Origin of the sequence: Streptomyces sp. NPDC050264, from assembly GCF_040655895.1 — a bacterium.
In the GTDB taxonomy this organism is placed as follows: domain Bacteria; phylum Actinomycetota; class Actinomycetes; order Streptomycetales; family Streptomycetaceae; genus Streptomyces.
In genome coordinates, this window is the sequence record NZ_JBFAKV010000057.1 from 1 (window position 1) to 17,578 (window position 17,578).

16 protein-coding genes and 1 pseudogene are annotated in these 17,578 nt (G+C 70.0%); 4 read left to right on the top strand and 13 right to left on the bottom strand.

Translation table 11 applies throughout. The features are described 5' to 3' along the window. A partial coding sequence (locus tag AB0J02_RS43030) for a DUF389 domain-containing protein (RefSeq protein ID WP_363199378.1) occupies nt 1-616 on the bottom strand: 616 nt, incomplete at its 3' end. Between the two features lie 195 nt (nt 617-811). After that, complete coding sequence (locus tag AB0J02_RS43035; RefSeq protein WP_363199379.1) at nt 812-1,033, bottom strand: hypothetical protein; 222 nt, start codon at nt 1,031-1,033, stop codon at nt 812-814. Between the two features lie 292 nt (nt 1,034-1,325). On the opposite strand from AB0J02_RS43035, the gene AB0J02_RS43040 reads away from it, so the two are divergent. Beyond that, a complete protein-coding gene (locus AB0J02_RS43040; RefSeq protein WP_363199380.1) occupies nt 1,326-1,577 on the top strand; it encodes a hypothetical protein in 252 nt (83 codons plus the stop codon). Nucleotides 1,578-1,608: 31 nt separating this feature from the next. Here the strand turns inward: AB0J02_RS43040 and AB0J02_RS43045 are convergent. The 4 genes and pseudogenes from AB0J02_RS43045 to AB0J02_RS43060 all read right to left on the bottom strand — a co-directional run. After that, a pseudogene (locus AB0J02_RS43045) lies at nt 1,609-2,868 on the bottom strand (hypothetical protein); the annotation flags it as partial. 25 nt (nt 2,869-2,893) lie between these two features. Beyond that, nucleotides 2,894-4,795: an alkyl sulfatase dimerization domain-containing protein gene (locus AB0J02_RS43050; RefSeq protein WP_363199381.1), complete on the bottom strand. Its 1,902-nt coding sequence runs from the start codon at nt 4,793-4,795 to the stop codon at nt 2,894-2,896. Continuing rightward, complete coding sequence (locus AB0J02_RS43055) at nt 4,795-5,445, bottom strand: hypothetical protein (RefSeq protein WP_363199382.1); 651 nt, start codon at nt 5,443-5,445, stop codon at nt 4,795-4,797. The genes AB0J02_RS43050 and AB0J02_RS43055 overlap by 1 nt, the downstream gene beginning before the upstream one ends. Then, a complete protein-coding gene (locus AB0J02_RS43060) occupies nt 5,421-5,696 on the bottom strand; it encodes a hypothetical protein (RefSeq protein WP_363199383.1) in 276 nt (91 codons plus the stop codon). Before AB0J02_RS43060 ends, AB0J02_RS43055 begins: the two co-directional genes overlap by 25 nt. A gap of 440 nt (nt 5,697-6,136) precedes the next feature. On the opposite strand from AB0J02_RS43060, the gene AB0J02_RS43065 reads away from it, so the two are divergent. Then, nucleotides 6,137-6,496 (top strand): SHOCT domain-containing protein, encoded by a 360-nt coding sequence (locus AB0J02_RS43065; protein ID WP_363199384.1) that lies wholly within the window; start codon nt 6,137-6,139, stop codon nt 6,494-6,496. Between the two features lie 26 nt (nt 6,497-6,522). Here the strand turns inward: AB0J02_RS43065 and AB0J02_RS43070 are convergent, their stop codons facing one another. Next, complete coding sequence (locus tag AB0J02_RS43070) at nt 6,523-8,295, bottom strand: S8 family serine peptidase (RefSeq protein ID WP_363199385.1); 1,773 nt, start codon at nt 8,293-8,295, stop codon at nt 6,523-6,525. Between the two features lie 386 nt (nt 8,296-8,681). On the opposite strand from AB0J02_RS43070, the gene AB0J02_RS43075 reads away from it, so the two are divergent. After that, nucleotides 8,682-10,964, top strand: coding sequence for an MFS transporter (locus AB0J02_RS43075; protein WP_363199386.1), 2,283 nt, complete (start codon nt 8,682-8,684; stop codon nt 10,962-10,964). Between the two features lie 40 nt (nt 10,965-11,004). Here AB0J02_RS43075 and AB0J02_RS43080 read toward each other — a convergent pair whose 3' ends face one another. Genes AB0J02_RS43080 through AB0J02_RS43100 form a run of 5 tightly spaced genes read right to left on the bottom strand, consistent with a single transcriptional unit; the run spans nt 11,005 to nt 15,589 of the window. After that, entirely contained in the window at nt 11,005-11,247 is a 243-nt protein-coding gene (locus tag AB0J02_RS43080) for a hypothetical protein (protein ID WP_363199387.1), read from the bottom strand. Then, nucleotides 11,244-12,737, bottom strand: coding sequence for a glycosyltransferase family 2 protein (locus tag AB0J02_RS43085; RefSeq protein ID WP_363199388.1), 1,494 nt, complete (start codon nt 12,735-12,737; stop codon nt 11,244-11,246). Before AB0J02_RS43085 ends, AB0J02_RS43080 begins: the two co-directional genes overlap by 4 nt. Then, entirely contained in the window at nt 12,734-13,531 is a 798-nt protein-coding gene (locus tag AB0J02_RS43090) for a PHP domain-containing protein (RefSeq protein WP_363199389.1), read from the bottom strand. Before AB0J02_RS43090 ends, AB0J02_RS43085 begins: the two co-directional genes overlap by 4 nt. Continuing rightward, the gene (locus tag AB0J02_RS43095) at nt 13,528-14,547 is read right to left on the bottom strand and encodes an ATP-grasp domain-containing protein (RefSeq protein ID WP_363199390.1); all 1,020 of its coding nucleotides are present in this window, start codon (nt 14,545-14,547) and stop codon (nt 13,528-13,530) included. Before AB0J02_RS43095 ends, AB0J02_RS43090 begins: the two co-directional genes overlap by 4 nt. A 1-nt stretch (nt 14,548) precedes the next feature. After that, nucleotides 14,549-15,589, bottom strand: coding sequence for a PIG-L deacetylase family protein (locus AB0J02_RS43100; protein ID WP_363199391.1), 1,041 nt, complete (start codon nt 15,587-15,589; stop codon nt 14,549-14,551). 294 nt (nt 15,590-15,883) lie between these two features. On the opposite strand from AB0J02_RS43100, the gene AB0J02_RS43105 reads away from it, so the two are divergent. Next, nucleotides 15,884-16,288, top strand: a complete 405-nt coding sequence (locus AB0J02_RS43105; protein ID WP_363199392.1) for an FKBP-type peptidyl-prolyl cis-trans isomerase — start codon at nt 15,884-15,886, stop codon at nt 16,286-16,288. Nucleotides 16,289-17,243: 955 nt separating this feature from the next. On the opposite strand, the gene AB0J02_RS43110 is transcribed toward AB0J02_RS43105, so the two are convergent. Continuing rightward, nucleotides 17,244-17,450: an EF-hand domain-containing protein gene (locus AB0J02_RS43110; protein ID WP_363199393.1), complete on the bottom strand. Its 207-nt coding sequence runs from the start codon at nt 17,448-17,450 to the stop codon at nt 17,244-17,246. Nucleotides 17,451-17,578: the final 128 nt, after the last annotated feature.

A 17,578-nucleotide genomic window follows, 5' to 3' on the forward strand; every position in this document is an offset into this window, starting at 1 on the left:
CGAGGCCGGATTGCTGGGCCGCGCTCCGGATTCCGTAGAGCAGGAAGACGATGGTCCCGGTGGCGACGATGGCGGCCACATTGGTGGCGAACAGCAGCGCCGCCTCACTGGCGTCGTGGAAGCGGCCGACCGTGAGGAGGAGGCCGGTCACGGCGAGCGGCGGTACCAGCGAGATGGCGATGGCGACGCCCGGCAGGGTGTCGGAGATGTCGGCCCGGACCAGCGCGAAGGCCCCGACCGTGCCCGTCGCGAGCGCGCCGAGGAGGTCGATGAGGCGGGGGCTGATCCGCGAGGACACCTGGCTGTTGGAGGCGAAGTGGTCCGGCGGCGCCGCGATCCAGCCGAGCAGCATGCCGATCGCGACCACGGCCAGCGCGCCGCCCAGGACGAGGAGTGCGCAGCGCACCACCTGCGACCGGTCGGCGAGGACGAGCGCGAGCGCACTGCCCAGGATCGGGGTCATCAGCGGGGCGACGATCATCGCGCCGATGACGGTTGCGGTCGAGTCGCCGACCACGCCCGCGCCGGCGATAACCGCGGCCAGGACGAGCAACCCCCAGAACCGGGTCGAACTCGGGCTGCGCGGCGATCGCTCGATGAACAGCGTGTCGGTCATACGCCGTACCGTGGCCGCGTCGACAGACGGCATGATGTTCCCCCTTCGCTGATGTCACCGCCCGACTCGGCGGTGGGACGAAAGCCCCTTTCCGGGCAGAGGGATCGTAAGCCGAGCGCTCTGCGAACCAGCCGCATGGCACGGCGTGGGCCGCCTCATTCGTGGCGACCTCCGCGGCCGTACGCCGACCGCGGTCTACGAGGAGGACTTCGAGAACGGCACGTCGACGCCGACTCTGCTGACCGGATACAGGGGCGCCGGGCCGACCGGCACGGCCTGCACCACTGATCCGAAGTGGCTGTCCGGCTGCAACGGCCGGATCATCGACTCCGCGGACTCCGCGAAGTACGCGCCCGGCATCAAGTCCTGTACCAAAGAGAGCTTCGCGGACGGCTCACGGTCCCTGGTCCGTGACATCGGCGAGTACAAGAACCCCGGTAGCCCGGATGAGAACCACGGGGTCACTGCCTTCATCTACGGCAAACCGGGCGCGAACAAGGTGCAGTTCGCCGCCCACAAGCCGATCGGATCTCCACGTCGAGGAGACCCCTCGATCCCTGCTCGGAAGCGCGGGCCGACACCCCGGCCGACGGCTCCGCGCGCGTGCTGGACGCCGCGGCCGACACCCCGTACCTGTTCTCGGGCGACCAGCTCGGTATCGAGATGATCAACGGGCAGGGCAACGACGCCCGTCACCTACTCGGTCACCGTGGCCGATCCCGTACGCGGAGACGGCACCCTGATCAACGCCGTCACCGGTCCCGACGGCTCGACCTGCGAACCGGGCGCCGACGACCCGCAGTGCACCACCACCGCGAAGGTCACCGACCCACCCGACAAACCCGGCACTCCCCCGGGCAAGCCCGGCACACCGCCCAAGGGCCCCGAAGCGCTCTCCGGGGTGTGGGCCGGCTTCTGCGAGGGAGTCGGCCCTAGGCCGTCATCCGGGGAGTTGTCGTGACCGGCGGTGTCGCGCCCGGTCGTCTGTCACCCAGGAACTCCACAACGGCCAGCAGAAACAGCAGGCACAGGGCGATTCCGACGACGACCCATCCAGTGGGGTAGGACCACAACAGGTAAGTGAGAAGCGCTGCGGCCACCAGTACCCAGGTGATCCAGGTCCGGTACCGGCGGACGAAAGGACCCACCGGGCCGAGCCGCAACCCGGCCCGGTCCGCCGTGTCGCGTACCGCGCCGATGCCGGATGTCCACAGGCCGCGCACCAGGCCGGCCCGGCGGCCGGGGCCGGTGAGCCAGGCCGCCAGGGCGATGACGACGCCGAGCGCGACGACCATGCGGACCGTCGTGAACAGGAAGTGCGTCATGGTGTCGTAGACGGCGGCGGCCGCGTCCTGCGAGACGTTCGCCGGCAGCCGGTCGCGGTAGAGGACACGAAAGACACGCAGTCCGATGCCGAGCAGCCCGGTGGTCACGGCTACCGCCAGGGTTGCGGTGACCAGAGTCCTTCGGCGGCGTACGGAGAGCAGGACACCGACGGCGACGAGAACCAGGGCGAGGACCGGGAGCCAGTTGCCGGCCAGTTGCAGCAGCCGTACGTATGTCTTCACCTTGCCGAGGTCCTGGGAGGTGACCAGGGTGAAGTCGGTGTGCGCCTCGGGGATCCTTCCCGCGACGGTCATTCCCGCGTCGACGAGGCGCGCTTTGACACGGTCGACGAGGGGCGCCAGGTCGAGGGTGACCGTGTTGCCCTCAAGCTTGACCGCGACCCCGCCGCTGCCGGTCAGTGCCTTGTCGAGCGAGCTGTGGGCTTGCCGGTTGACCTGCGTCCAGATGTTCTCGAACGCGTCGGAGGCGGCCACGGCACGCGCCTTGTCGTGGACGAAGCTGCGCACGGCGCCTTCGAGGGAATCGCCGAGCCGGCCCAGCGCCTTCTCCAGGCGGGGCCGGTCCTGGGCCGGCACGTCCGACAGCAGCGTGGACAGGTCGATGTGGGTCATCAACGCGTCCGTCGCCCGGTCGGCGACGGCGTCCTGCACGGCCGGGTCGGACGCGAGCGGACCGATCGTGGCGACGTAGCGGTCGGTGTCGCCGACGGTGTCGGCTGCCCAGGACGCCACCACGGCGAGTGGCGCGAGCACGCAGCCGATCACGATGAGGACCGCGGCCAGGAACGACCGGCCGCGGTGCCCGCGGCGGTGGACGTGCTCGGCCTCCAGGACCGCGACACGGTCGCGCAGCTCCCGCAGCTCGGCTTCCTCGTCCGCACCGCCGGGCGTTTTGTCGTAGGCCACCGTTGCCTCCTCCTCGCGAGCCGGGTCAGGGGGTGACGATGGCGAAGTCCGGATCGGGGGCATCCGTGTGGCCAAGAAGCTCGCTGAGTTTGCCGAGGTCGCCGGTGATCTCCACCCCGGCCTGCTCGGCCAGGGACACGGGAGGCAGTACGCCCAGGAGGACGGTCCGCAGAGTCGGCTCGTCGAGCGTGATCTCCGCGTCGGGGGCAACGCTGGCCGAGCCGGCGCCCTCGACGTGCGTGAGGACTCCGTTGCGCAGCCGCATCGTGTGGACGTCACCAGAGGTGAGCACCCACCGCACGGTGATGTCCGCGTCCCAGCCGGCGGGCCCGTCGACCCGGATCGCCAGGGCGTCGAAGAGCTGGTCGAGGGTGAGGGCGCCGAGGATGTCGGCCGACGTGGTGGCCGTCGGCGTACCGATCGAGCCGTCGCGCAGTTCCAGCGCTCCCGTGAGGAAGAAGTTTCGCCAGGTGCCGTTCTCGCTGCCGTAGCCCAGCTGTTCCAGGGCATCGGCCTGCAAAGCGCGGGCCTCGGCGTTGTCCGGGTCGGTGAACACGACATGGTTGACGACCTGGACGACCCAGCGGAAGTCCCCCTCGTCGTAGGACTCTCGCGCGCGGCGCAGAACTTCCCCGGCGCCGCCCATGAACCGCACGTAACGCTGGGCGGCCTCGACGGGCGGGTGCTCCCACAGGTGGGCCGGATTGCCGTCGAACCAGCCCAGGTAGCGCTGGTAGATCGCCTTCGTGTTGTGGCTGACCGAGCCGTAGTAGCCGTGCGTGTGCCAGGCCCGCTCCAGGGCGGGCGGCACCTCCAGTTGCTCGGCGATCTCCAACGCCGTGAAACCCTGGTTGAGCAGCCGCAGCGTCTGGTCGTGCAGGTAGGCGTACAGGTCGCGCTGTTCGGACAGGAACGTCTCGACCCGGTCGCGCCCCCAGACCGGCCAGTGGTGCGAGGCGAACGCGACGTCGCTCGAGTCGACGAACAGGTCGATGGCCTGGGTGAGATAGCGCGACCACTCGTGCGGGTCGCGGACCTCGGCGCCGCGCAGCGTCAGCAGGTTGTGCAGGTTGTGCGTGGCGTTCTCGGCCATGCACAGCGCCCGGTGGTCGGGGAAGTGGATGTTGAGTTCGGCCGGTGCCTCGGTGCCGGGCGTCAGCTGGAACACCATGCGGATGCCGTCGACGGTCTCCGTCCGCCCGGTGTCGGTGATCTCCACGGTCGGCGCGATCAGGCTCACCCCGCCGGTCGACAAGGTCTGGCCGAGACCCGCGCCGATCTGTCCCCGCTCCCCCTTCGGCAGTGCGGCGCCGTACATGTACGCCGCCCGCCGGTTCATGGCCGTCCCCGCGAACACGTTCTCACTGACGGCGTGCTCCATGAAGCCGCGCGGCGCGTACACGGGGATGCCGCCGGCGACCTCTTCCTCCGTCACCACGCCCTTCACGCCGCCGAAATGGTCGGCATGGGAGTGCGTGTACAGGACGCCGGTCACCGGACGCTCGCCGCGGTGGCTGCGGTAGAGCGCGAGCGCGGCGGCTGCCGTCTCCACTCCGAGCAGCGGGTCGATGACGAACACGCCTGTCTCGCCCTCGACGAACGTCACGTTCGACAGGTCGAAGCCGCGCACCTGGTAGATGCCCTCCACCACCTCGAACAGGCCGTGCTCGGCGCACAGCCGGCTCTGCCGCCACAGACTCGGATTGGCGGTCTCGGGGCAGCCCTTGTCGAGGAAGGCGTACGCGTCGAGGTCCCATACCGGACGGCCGTCATCGTCACGGATGAGCGGATCCGATGCCGACGTGATGAACCCGCGGCGGGAATCGTCGTGGTCCTGGGTGTCGTCGAACGGGAAGCGTCGCAGCATCGCCTCGTTCGCCGACGCGATCCGGGACGTCGCCGGCTTGGACCTGGCACTGTCGGACATCAGACTCCCCTGACTGCGTAGGGCTTCGGCGCGGCGGCCGTCCGTCGACGGGCCGTTCGCATCTTCAGCCTCGCCGCAACCTGGCGGCCCCGCCATTCGGACCGGGCCGCAGCAGCCATGGTCGGAACGCAACAGTGCGCCGACCGCGGAGCAGGTGCTGGTGAATGTGGCGTGCGGATCGGCCACTCTGGTGACGGTGTCGCGCGTCCTCGTACCTCATCCTGGCCCGGCCCAGGTACGAGGTATGAGGCAATCGTCGTCGCGAACTCGACTCGCTGGGCTCGCACCGTCAACCAGCCGCGGATGACCGCACGCACCCCTGCCTGGAAAAGGGTCTCGGTGTTCAGTACCCGCATCAGGCGGGTGTTCCGGCGACGGACCGCGCGCACATGGATGTCGAGGCGCTGGGCGATGGCCTCGTCCTTGAGGCCGGAGGCGAGCATGGTCAGCAGTACCCGGTCCTCGTCCGTGATCCGGCTGTCCGCGACGGACCCGATGGGTACGGCCCGCTTCCAGACCGCCTCGAGCAGCGGCGCCAGGGCGTTGCTCAGCAGCGAGTCACTCACCACCAGCGCCGTGGCAGTAAGGCCCAGGTCGGCAAGGCCGCGGGCACGGCCCTGGAAGATCAGCCCTTCCCGGTCGACCGCCACCCGTACCGCACGCCGCGCCGCACCGGGTCGGTGACGTCGAGCGGGGCGGGCATGCCGCTCGGCTCGCTCGACGCATGGGGCGGCCGGTCGAGGAGCGCCACCTCCTCGCGCGCCGAGACCAGGAGCGCCGCGACACGCTCACCGATCGCCCGGCTGCCCCGGACCGTCTCGATGCCCATGGCGCGTGGGGCATTCGCAGTGCTCAGGAGCTGGGCGGCGATGCGGTCGACGGAGCCGTTCAGCTCCTCCAACTCCGCTGCCCGGTACAGCGGTTCGTCCTGGTGGAGGTGGATCAGGTCGCGGAGCTCGGTCGATGGGGCACGGCGGTGGGCAGACGGGCGCCCGGGGCTTGTCGGGTGAAGCCGTGTTCCGCGAGCTGGTCGAGCGCGGTCGTGACCCTGCGCGGAGTCAGGCCGAGGGACTGGGGCGAGGGCGGCGCGAGAGAGGGGGTGAAGTACGTCGAGCAGGGTTTCGTAGACCCTGAGTTCGTCGGCTCCGAGTCCGAGAGCCTGCCACTCGGTGTCCCAACTCGCTTGATCCACTTGGGGATTCTCGCCCTGTCAAGCAGGCCACACAGGTGCGCACGTACATAAGTACGCATCTGGAACGCGTTGTTCGTGCACCGGCCCCGGTATTTGCATGTCTGCATCCGGTGCCCGTTCACCCCGACAGGGGCGACGAAGGGGAGATCGTGCGGACTTCAGCGCGCAAGAGAGCAGACAGACGCAGGGCGGCGCCGACCGGCATATCCCTCGGCCACGGGGTGGCGGTGCTGCTGGCGCGGCGGGCCTCCTGGCGGCCGGAATGCCGGCCGCCCAAGCCGATGCGGATATGTCGGCGCGTGGCCGCGGGCTCCGAGACCGACACTCCCTCGCTGGTGACGGGGCCGCACGACGAGGTCCCCGCCGGCGGCAGCGCCACAGAAGCGGCCCGTGGCCACCTTGCCGAGAAGAAGGGGCGTTACCAACTGGCCCGGCTCGCGGACCTCCGCCGGTCCGGTTCACTCACCGACGAGGAATTCGACAAGGCGAAGACCAGGCTTCTGGCCTGAGCGTGCGCCACAGCGCTTTCCGGCGCCTACGAGTCCTTCTTCTTGACGGCTGCCTCGGCGTCGACGACGCCGAGGCCCAGCTTGGTGGACTTCTCCGGGTTGGCGGCCGTGTCGCGGATGGTGGAGATGACGTCGTCCGGCTTCAGGCCCTGCTGGTGCAGCAGCGCGGCGAGCGCGGAGACATAGGGCGAGGCCATCGACGTACCGGACAGCTCCCCGTACCCAGAGGTGTTCTTCAGGGACTCCTTCGTGCGGTACGTGGGCAGCGTGGACAGGATGTCGACACCGGGGGCCGAAACAGCCTGCTTGGCACCGAAGTTGGAGAAGGAGGCCGCCTTACCGTTCCGGTCGCTGGCGCCCACGACGAGAACCGGGGTGTCGACCTTGTAAGGCTGCGTGTTCGCGCCATCGTTGCCCGCCGCTGCCACGACCACGGCGCCCTTGTCGTGGGCGTGCTGGATGGCCTGGTTGAGGATGCCGCCCTGGAGAAGATTCGACATCAGCGGGCCCTCGCCGAGAGAGAGGTTGATGACGTCGGCGCCGTGGTCGGCCGCCCACACAATGCCCTTGGTGATGTTGGCGTTGGAGCCTGAACCGTTCGCGCCGAGTACCCGGACCGGCATGATCTTCGCACCCGGCGCGCCGCCCGCGATGCCGACCCCGTTGTCGGTGTGGGCCGCGGCGATGCCGGACACGTGCGTGCCGTGACCGTTCATGTCCTCGGGCTCGTTGTCGTTGTCGACGAAGTCGTGGCCGTCCACGAAACGCCCCTTGAGGTCGGGGTGGTCGAGGTCGGCGCCCGTGTCGACGACGGCGATGACCGCGTCGTCACCCTTCGACGTCTTCCAGGCGCCCGGCAGCTTGGTCGCGTCGAGTGCCCACTGGTCGTCACGCTTCGGATCGGGCTTGCTGTCGTCGCCCCCACAGGCGGTGGCAACGAGCAGCAGTGCGGCGGCGAAGCAGCAGGCGAGAGGCGTCCTGGTACGCATGGTTCGAGCCTGCGGGCTGGTCAGTGGCCACGCATGCAGGAACCCGCCATACGGGCCATACAAGTCGTGCACGCCGCGCGGCCCGCACGGATCACACGGATCGCACGGATCGCACGGATCACCGTAAGGCCGCGGCCCCGGTCGGAGAGCGCCGCCGGTGTCGACCTCATCGGCCCAGCAGCGGGTGTTGACGGTCAGCGGCTTGATGGTGACGGGTTCGTCGGCGCTCACCTGGTAGGTCTTGTGGAGTACGAGGTCAGTGGCGGCGCCGGAGGCGTTCGGCAGGGCGCAGGAGACCTCGACGTCGAAGGTGCGGCCGTCGGCGTAGTCGGCGGCGTCCCCGTCGACCGACTTGATCAGCTGCAGGGCGCCGAACTCGAAGGTGTTGGTGATCCGGGCCGTCTGTACCGAGGTCGTACCGATGCCTGGCTCGATGGTGACCTCAACCGGGTCGCCGGCGGGGTCGTCGGAGTTGCCGCCGCGGGCCGAGGTCTCTCTCACCTGGCACTCGGCGCCGGCCGGAATGCCCTCGATGGTGACGGGCCTGTCGGCGGAGACCCGGTAGTCCTTGTCGACGACGGTGCGCTCGCGGCCGCCCTGCGGGTGGATGACGCAGGTGACGTGGAACGGGAACGGCACCTTCTTGAGCGGCCCGTCCAACTGGTCGGGGTGCGCGCCGAGGCGCTTGACCAGCTTCAGGTCGCCGTAGGCGAGGGCGACCCCGACCTGGATGGGTTCGTTGGCCTGCAAGACGCGCGGGGAGCCGGCGCGGTCGGTGGTCTCGTTGTGTGCTGTTCGCCTCTCAGGCATCGGCGCCGAGCGGGGGTCTGCTTCTGGGCATGCACCAGTCCTCATCTGTGCCGTCGACGGTCCACCCCGGGACTGTCCCGCCGGTTCGCCTGCAACTTGACCGTCGGCTACCTGCTGGGAAGTACGAGTGCGGCGGGGTTGCGGCGCTTCGGCCACACCGTTCAGCTGACGAGTCGTCAGGTGATCTCGACCGTTCGGGGCAGCACCGAAGGGCCCAAGGCGAGCAGAGACGGCGCCGGACCGAAGAGGCCGCCGAATCTGCTGTATCCGACAACCAAAAAAGGAATATTTCTTCTCAAAGTGACTAATGACTCTAATTTCTTGAACCGGAACCCGGGAAGGTGGTCTCGAATTCATCCACCGGGGGAGCCGCGAGGGAGGCCGCAGTGCCCAGCACCTACGTCAGGGCGAGCCGAGGGGCCGGCGTCGTCGGTGCGCCCACGAGTACGAGGGCACCGTCGCTCCGCGTGGTCGGCCTGCTGCTGACGGCGGTGGCAGGCTTGTACGTCGTCGCACCCGCTCTGCACTCGGCCACCGTTCCCCTGGTCCACGCCGAACTCGGTCTCGGCCCGCATCACGAGGCTGTCGCGCGGGTGGTCGGCGTCTCCCTGGCGATGGTCTCGCTGGTCGCCGCGGGACGGGCGGGTGACGCCCTGGGGCGTAGAGCGGTGCTGACCGCGGCTCTGGGCGTGCTGTGCGCGGGCAGCCTGATGCTCACCGTCGCGTTCAGCGGATGGTTCTACGTGCTGGGCCGCATCGTGGTGGCCGCGGCCCTGGCGGCGGTGTTCGTCTCGTGTCTGCCCTTCATCACGACGGTGTACCTGCCGGGGCGTGTGCCCCGGGTGATGGGCGGGTGGCTGGCCGCGATGTCGGCCGGCTTCGTGGTCGCGGTGAATCTGGCGCCCCACGCGGCATCAGTAGCCGGCTGGCGGGCGGTCATGGCCGTCCTCACCGCCGCTGTCGTCGCGGCCCTGCTCCTGGTACGCCGCCATCTGCCGGACACCGAGGCGTCGAGGGAGCCGGCTGTACTGGCGGACCCGGTCCGCACGGCCTCCCGGCTCGCGGTCGGCGTCCTGGCCGCCGCGGGTCTGCAGCTCGCTCCCTTGTGGGGGTGGTCGGACCTGCGGGTGGGGGCGCTCCTCCTCGCGGCCTGCGTCGCGCTGCTGGTCGATCAGCTCCGCGACCGGGTCCGCCTCTCCCGCCGCGATCGTCCGGCGCCCATGACCAGGGCGGTCTGGGGCAAGGCGGTGGTCGCCGGACTCGCCCTCGGCTTCACCCAGGTCGTCCTCACAGTGGCCGTCCCCCCACTGATGACGATGGCGGGCGGCACCCCCGGGCACGGGGCCGTGGCGCTCTCCGCATTCGGTGCCGGCGGTGTCGCCGGTTGTCTGCTGGTCCGCCACTGTCGCGTCTCACCGCTGACGGGCTGCTCGCTGGGCCTGCCGTTGGCGGCCCTGGGGCTGGGGCTGCTGCACGCTCTCCTCCAGGGCAACACCCATCCGCTGGCGAGCGGATGCGTCGTGGTGGCGATGACCGGTTTCGGGACCATGCTGGCCCTGACTCCACAGATGGCCCGATTCCTCACGGCCCTCCCCCGCGCCAATGTGGGCACCAACGTCGCCATCCTGCCGGGAGCCATCCTGCTCGGCACCGCGGCCGCGCAAGCCCTTCCGTACGCCTCCTCGCTGGACACCGCGACACCGGGCGAGGCCCGTGAACTGCTGTGGGTCGGCGCGGCCGTGGTCGGCGTGGCCGCGCTGGTGCTGGGGCGGCCCGCGGTCGCCCTGGTCGTCGCCGGTGTCTCCGCGCTGCAGTACCCGATGGTGAAGGCCGAGACCAATCCGCCCATGGCCATGACAGCCGCACTGGCCGTCGGCGCGGGTGCCGGGGCTGCCGTCTGGGCCCGGCGGGAGCAGTCGGAACGTCTCTCGCGCGCCGAGGAGATGGAGATGGTCCTCCAGCGTGCCGTCCTGCACCCCATCCCGAACCGTCTCGGCCGGCTCCACCTGTCCGGCTCGTACAGACCGGCCACCGCGGGCACCTGCATCGGCGGTGACTTCCTCGAAGCCCTGCACACCCCCTTCGGCACCCGAGTGCTCCTCGGCGATGTCCGGGGCAAGGGTCTGCAGGCCGTGCAGGCGGTGACGGATCTGCTCGGGTGCTTCCGCAGTCAGGCGTACGAGACTCCGGAGCTCAGCGAGCTGGCCGCCCGGCTCGACCGCCAGGTCATGCGCGTCGCCGCCGCACGCGGCGACGACGAACTCTTCGCGACGGCGCTCCTGCTCCAGCACGACGGTTCCGGGGACGCCCTGGAGATCATCAACTGCGGTCATCTGGCACCACTGGCCGTCACCACGTCGGGGCCCCGAGAGATCGACGTGCCCGGACTGCTCCCGCTCGGCTTCGGCGCGCTGGACACCGCCGGCTCCGTCCGCCCCACTTCTGTTTCGCTGGACGACGAGGCCACCGTGGTGGCGTACACCGACGGTTTGAGCGAGGCCCGTAACGCCACTGGCGAGTTCTATCCCCTCATGGAACGCCTGGCCGATGCCGCGGACACCACTCCCGCCGCGCTGGTGGAGCACCTGAACGACGACGTCCATGACTGGACCCACCACCTCGCCGACGACATCGCCATCGTCGCCGTCACACACGCCACATCCCACTGACCGGGCTCTGCACCGCATCCGGGGACCTCGCCACACGTCGTCAGAGGAACCACAGTGCCCGGACGATCAGCAGAGCGACGACCACGACGATCACGGCGGCCTCGCGCCACAGCAGGCGACGGGCGTCCATGGAATCGGTGGCGGAAAACTCCTCGAAGTGCCGGGCGATCTCCGGGTATCGAGCGGCGGCCCGCTCGGGTGTCTCCCGGGTCACGGGCGGGCGGCTCGTGGTGTGCGCGGGCACTTTCCGGGGGTCGGGGGCATCCGGTGCGTCCGGAGTCATGGCGCGATCACCTTCCCGGTCTTCTCCGTCTTCTGCCAGGTCATGTCGGCCTTGCGCAGCTCGGCGAAGAACGCGGCGACGGCGCACGCGGCGAGCAGGGCTCCGTAGCCGGTGAGGAAGACGAGCACGGGTGCGAGCCATCGCAGTCGCGTGCCGACCAGGCACTTCGCGATCCACGCCAGCGGCATGGAGAGGGCCAGCCATACGTAGGCGATGAGCATGGCCGGATGCTCGGTGGCGTTTCCGCCCAGCAGTCCGAGATTCCCGATGAGCCGGCCGATCAGGCCGGGAAATCCGGTGTACAGGAGGAAGAAGCAGGACACCGCGCCGGGGAAGAACAAGGTCTCCAGCCAGCACCGCCGGGTGGTGGGCCAGTCCACGATCGCGCCGATCAGGGCCACCAGGAGGTAGCTGACGAGGTTGATGACCCACAGCAGGTGGAACGCGTCCCAGGCACGCGGCGCGTCCGTGAAGTAGAGGAAGATCAGTGATCCCGAGCAGGCGACGAGCAGCGGTGGTGTGAGCAGGAGCGAGAACCAGATCAGTCCGAACAGCCAGGACCCCAGGCGGTGGTCGTGTCCTCGGGCGGAGCGGCCGCGGAACCAGATGTCCCGGTAGCGGCCCGTCACTTGGAGGTTGCCGCGGGCCCACCGCAGCCGTTGCCTCCACAGGCCGGCGAGGTCGCCCGGTTCCTCGGCGAGGACGGTGGCCCGTCCGTCGAAGACGACGCGGCGGCCCGCGAGTTGGGTCTCGAAGGTGGTGACGGTGTCCTCGGCCAGGGTCGTTGTGTCGATCTGGCCGCCGATGGTCGTCAGGTTGGCCCTGCTGTGCAGTTGTGCCCCGCCCGCGAGGCAGGCCATGGCGCCCAGGACGTTCTGCGCCCGTCGGGCGGCCGCCTGCGAGGTGACGTACTCGACGGCGATGTACCGGTTGAGGTAGTTGCCGTTGTCCCCGCTGCCTTCCTTGATGTACGCGGTGACGGCGCCGACCTCGGGGTCGTGCAGGTGCCGGGCCATCCGCCACAGGGCGTCCCGGTCGAAGACGACGTCGGCGTCCATGATGAGCACCGCCTGTGCCCAGTCGTCGCCGAGGACATGGCGGAGCCCGTGGTTGAGGGTGTGGGCCTTGCCCTGGCCGCCGTGTTCGCGGCGCAGGTGGACGACGCGGTCGGGGTGGTGTGCGCGCAACGTGCGCAGGACGGCGGGGGTGTCGTCGTCGCTCGCGTCGTCGATCACGAACACGCGCAGCCGGTCGGCCGGGTAGTGCAGTGAGAGCAGCCGCTCGACGGACGGCCCCAGGACGGGGGCCTCGTTCCAGGCCGGGATGAGGATGGCGGTGCGCGGCAGGGTCAGGGGCGTGTCGTCGTAGAGCTTGCGGAACCGTTCGAAGCCGACCAGCAGGAACTGGAGGGCCGCGACGAGCAGGGGCAGCGTCCCGAGGAAGACCAGGACGACGGCGATCACGTGCAGCACCGACACCAGCGCGGTCACCCGGGCTCCTTCGTCTCGCCGAGGGGCGCACCGGCGGCGGCGAGCGCCTGTGGGACGTAGCTCCAGGCGCCGACGTCCTCGTGACGGTGCGCGTCACTCCCCGCTACGAGCCGGACCCCGGCCCGGTACAGGACGGCCGCCGTGCGCGGGGCCGGGCACCGCCACTTCTCGTTGAGCTCGACGGCCGTGCCGGTGGCCAGGCACGCGTCGGCGATCCGCTTGATGAACTCCTGGGGTACGTCCGTCTCGTCGAGGCCGGCTTTCGGCAGCACGCTGAAGAGGTGGGCGAGATGGGCACCGATACCCTCGGGCACGTCCGACACAGCATGGACGGTCGCCTCGACGAGCAGGTCGACGGCCGTACGCCGATCCAGTCGTCCGGCGCCGAGGGCTGCGCGCACCTCGTCGGGGTGGGCCGGGCCGTCGGGCAGCGGGTACCGGTGGTCGGCGATGGCGATGTGCTCGATGCCCCGGAGGTCCGCGGGGAGGTCGAGGCGCCCGGAGCTGTCCATGATCTTGGCTTCTACGCCGCAGACGATGTCCAGCGGTGTACGTCCGCGCGCCGCGCGCACCGCGGCGACGTACTCCGGCAGGTATGTGGTGTCTGCGCGGACGTGATCGGTGACGTACAGCGTGGTCAGGCCGCGCAGCTCGGCGGCGGCGATCATCCGCGCCAGCGGGTCACGGCCGTCGGAGTGGTCGGTGTGGGTGTGGTGGTCCGCGCTCAGCGGGTCGGGGCCGGGGGCCGGGTCGAGGCCGGACGACGCCGGGTCCCCCGCTGTTCCCGGCCTCACACAGCACCGCCGACGTCCCCGAGCCCGTCGGCGGGCAGCACGATGTCCTGCCAGTGCCGTACGACGGCGATCTCCCGGTGGGGGATGTGCGCGGGCACATCCAGGCCGAGGAGGCCGGCCACGGCGTACGCGGGCATGTGCACACCCGAGGCGATCGTGAGCGACATGCCACCGGGCGGGCGCGGATTGACTTCGAGGAGTGCGGGCCGGCCGGCGCGGTCCTCTCGTACCTGGACGTTGGCGATGCCCCGCAGGCCGAGCGCGCGGACCACCTCGGTGGCGAGCGTGGAGAATTCCGGTGCGTCGACGACGCGCCCGGCGACGACGATTCCGGAGTCGGTCTTGTCCCGGGAACGCGGCACCGCGGCGGCGACCTGCCCGTCGGGGTGGATGAGGACGTCCACGGAGTACTCGGTGCCGGGCAGCAGCTCCTGCACGAGCCGGCTGCCGTCGTGCGCGAGCACTTCAAGGTCACGCGGCCCCTGCACGGTGTGCACGCCCCGGGATCCTGACCCGCTCCGTGGTTTGGCGATGGCCGGGTAGCCGCCCGCGAAGTCGGCGCCCGGTCCGTCATCGCTGACCAGAGCGGTGGCCGGAACCCGGACCACGCCCGCGCACACCTCGGCGAGCCGCCACTTGTCCAGGCAGCTGTCCAAGGCCTCGGGAGCCGACGTGAGCACGCGGACGCCCTCGTTCGCGAAGTCGGCGGCGCGGCGGGCCAGGGGAATCAGCTCGGTGTCGACGGTCGGCACGAGGACGTCGATGGCGAGTTCCCGGCAGAGCTTCAGCAGGGTGTCGGCAAAAGCGGGGTCGTCACCGCGGGGCAGCAGTCTGCGGTGGTCGCGGTCGACGAGGTACAGCCCGACACCATTGGCGTCGAGGTCACCCGCGAACAGCTCGGCGCGGCCGTCCAGCGAACGCAGGAAGCACACGCCGGAGGGGCCTCCGGCACCGGTCACCAGCACCCGGGGCGCACGCCCCAGCGCGGCGCGCAGGTCCGGCGGGCCTGCCGTCACGTCAGTGTCCCGCGGGCTGGAATCGGGTCGGTGTGGAAGCACGGACTACCTCCAGAGGCTCGGTGTAGTAGGCGTTGCCGTAGCGCCCCCAGTAGCGGGCGGTGGCCCTGATCAGCTCCTCATCCAGGTACGCGCGGGTCCGTGACTGTGAGCCGTGGGCGCGGATCGCGGCGAGTTTGGCCTCCAGGTCCCGCTCGCGCAGATCGACGAAACGGTTGGGCTGGAAGGTGACCATGGCGGACGGCGACTGATAACAGGCGACACGGGGCACCGAACGGGCGGCGACGAGCGTGGCACGGTGCACGGCCCGGTGGTCCTGGTGCGTGTCCTTGTCGGAGTGGACGAGGACCATCTCCGGCTCGATACGGCGGACGACTCGTTCGATGGCCCGGACCGTCCCCGAGGAATCGTCGATGGCGCCGTCCGGGAAGTCCTCCATGACGAGCACAGCACCCAGTACCTGCGCGGCTTGTTGCGCCTCCGCGGTGCGCTCCTCCGGGTCACCGCCCCCGCTGCCGTGGGACATGGTCAGCACGGTGGCGTCCCATCCACGCCGGACGAGCCGATGGATGGTGCCGCCGACGCCGATCTCCGCGTCGTCCGGGTGCGCTCCCACCACCAGGACCCGCTTGTTGCTGGGACTGATGGTGTCGATCGGATCGGGGCGTTGCCGCAGCACCTGATCCACGGCAGCTACCAGGCCGTCGTCACCCACCGACTGGCTGACCAGGTCGGCCGCTCGTCCGCGCAGGGCCGCCATCGCGACCGTCATGTCCGGTTCGTTCGCCACGACGACGACCGGGACAGCCGGGAACCGCTCGTACCACGCGACGAGTGTGCGGGTCAGTTCCTCCGCGTCGGTCCGGGCATCGCAGTGCCACACCGCGGCGTCCCACACGTTGAAGTCGCGATCCCCGCTCCAGCGAGCGCTCTCGTACTGGCCGAGCTCGGACTGAACCTCGATGCACTCCGCGTCGTAAGCCTGCAAGATCTCGACCTGCCGAGCCGCGCGTTCGGCGTCCTGATCGACCAGGAGGAGCATCGAGCCCACCAGAGCGGAGCCGCGGGGCGGTCCGACCGGCTTTCCCTCAAATGCACCAGAAGATGACATATCAGCCATCAGCCTAGATGCTTCCCCGACGACCGACATCCCTGAGCCGCGTCGAGCACCTCTGTGCCGGACGTCGCGGCCGCCATGGGCTTGTTCCTTCCTTGTCAGAAACTCCGCAATCACCGGAATCGACATTCCCGGTAGCGTGTCCAGCTGCCGCATGGGGTGTTCATGTGTCCGGCCGACCCGTGCGCAGGGCATTCGGCGGAGAGTGATGAGGGTGCAATGAGTGAACTGACGAAGCCCGAGGTCGATGTTCCGGAGGGGGACGCTCCTACCGAGCTGACCCTCCGGGACCTCGTCGTCGGGGACGGGGCCGAAGTGAAGCCGGGCATGGTGGTCAGGGTCCACTACGTCGGGGTGGCCTTCGAGTCCGGGAAGGAGTTCGATGCCTCCTGGGACCGGGGCCAGCCGTTCAAGTTCGCCCTGGGCAGTGGCAGGGTCATCAAGGGCTGGGACCGGGGGGTGAAGGGGATGAAGGTCGGCGGTCGACGCGAGATCATCGTTCCCCCACGTCTCGGCTACGGCAATCAGTCGCCATCACCGTTGATCCCGGCGGGCTCGACCCTCGTCTTCGTGGTGGACCTGCTCGACTCGTATTCCGGCACAGCCGGGTGGAGCAACACCTAGCGCCCCTCAGCACGACTCTGGTTTCGACGGCAGTCTGGCGCTTCGTGGACGGCGTTCTGTCTCTCCTCTCGGCGGGCCGTCTCGGCCTCACCAGCACGGAAGAGACCGCCGGATCCTCCTCCAGGACACCCGCTGAGAGTGGCCGCGCCGGGCGGCACGCTGCCGTCGATGACCACCGCATGGATTCCCTGCGGCCGTTCCCGCATCAGGGTCAGGCCGACGCCGGCGGCCGCCGACTTGCGCTGACAGGCCGTGGCGGAGGTTGGCGCACGTCAGCACCCACCTTGAGGAGGGCTCCCCGCGCTGGAGGGAGGAGGATCAGCCGGCGGTCACGTTTCGGTCCGGTCTCGATGAGCAGCTTGGCCGACGGAATCGGGGCCCCACCCGGGCAGCCCGGGCCGCGTCCACCACACTCGGCGGACGCTCCGGGGGTTCCACTGACCCGCGCCTGCCCGACCGGTCCCACTCCCCCTCGGCCGAACCGATGGAAGAACGGGAACGAGCCGCTGCTCAGCGGCAGGAAGTGCCGGCCGTCGACAGCCGGCGACCCCCGGTGCGGCGCCCCGGCTCCGGGCAGAGGCGTACGGCGCGGTCTACCCCCAGCTGCGGACATCTCTTGAGGATCGGATCGTGGCGTCCGCGAAGTAGCTGTCGGGGTGATCGCCCGGGCCCGCCTGCTCGGCGAACTCAGGTTGTACTGGCGGCGTCCAGTGGCAGCTCGAGGTCCAGGCAGATGGCTTCGAGGCCGGCCCAGGCCAGCGAGGCATCCGGGACCGTGGGAGATACATGGTGGGCGAGCGTGAACGGAGTGTCTGGCCCCTGTGCTCCACACCTCCCAAACACCCGGCGTCCGCCGTGGATCGGCAACACGGCCACCACGCCCGGAGCCCGCTGAGGCACACGTGTCTGTGCCCCCGGATCAGCGGATCCGGGGGCACAGGGGGTGGCGTCGTGTTCAGAGCCCCATGGAGGCCCGGAACTCGTCGAACGAGACCTTCCGGTCACCGTCGCTGTCGATGGTGTCGATGAGGTCTTGCGCGGCCTCCGCGGTGATACCCGTGTCGCCGAGCTCCACGACGACCTGCCGGTACTCCTCGGCAGTCAACTGCCCGTCCCCGTCGACGTCGTACCGCTCGAAGACCTTCCGCGCCGCGGCTGCCATGTCGACCACTTGATCCCCATTTCCTTGCTGTTTCAAGACCGCCCCCACTCTAGGGCCTGCCTTCACACTCCCCTCTGCCCGGCGACGCCCGGCACGCACTCTCGCCGCACCGGGCGCAAAGCCGAGTA

Coding starts and splice junctions, on each gene's coding strand:
- AB0J02_RS43105 (WP_363199392.1), top strand. CDS start 15,884: ATGAGTGAACTGACGAAGCCCGAGGTCGATGTTCCGGAGGGGGACGCT.
- AB0J02_RS43070 (WP_363199385.1), bottom strand. CDS start 8,295: ATGCCTGAGAGGCGAACAGCACACAACGAGACCACCGACCGCGCCGGC.
- AB0J02_RS43110 (WP_363199393.1), bottom strand. CDS start 17,450: ATGGCAGCCGCGGCGCGGAAGGTCTTCGAGCGGTACGACGTCGACGGG.
- AB0J02_RS43050 (WP_363199381.1), bottom strand. CDS start 4,795: ATGTCCGACAGTGCCAGGTCCAAGCCGGCGACGTCCCGGATCGCGTCG.
- AB0J02_RS43100 (WP_363199391.1), bottom strand. CDS start 15,589: ATGCTCCTCCTGGTCGATCAGGACGCCGAACGCGCGGCTCGGCAGGTC.
- AB0J02_RS43035 (WP_363199379.1), bottom strand. CDS start 1,033: ATGTCACGGACCAGGGACCGTGAGCCGTCCGCGAAGCTCTCTTTGGTA.
- AB0J02_RS43080 (WP_363199387.1), bottom strand. CDS start 11,247: ATGACTCCGGACGCACCGGATGCCCCCGACCCCCGGAAAGTGCCCGCG.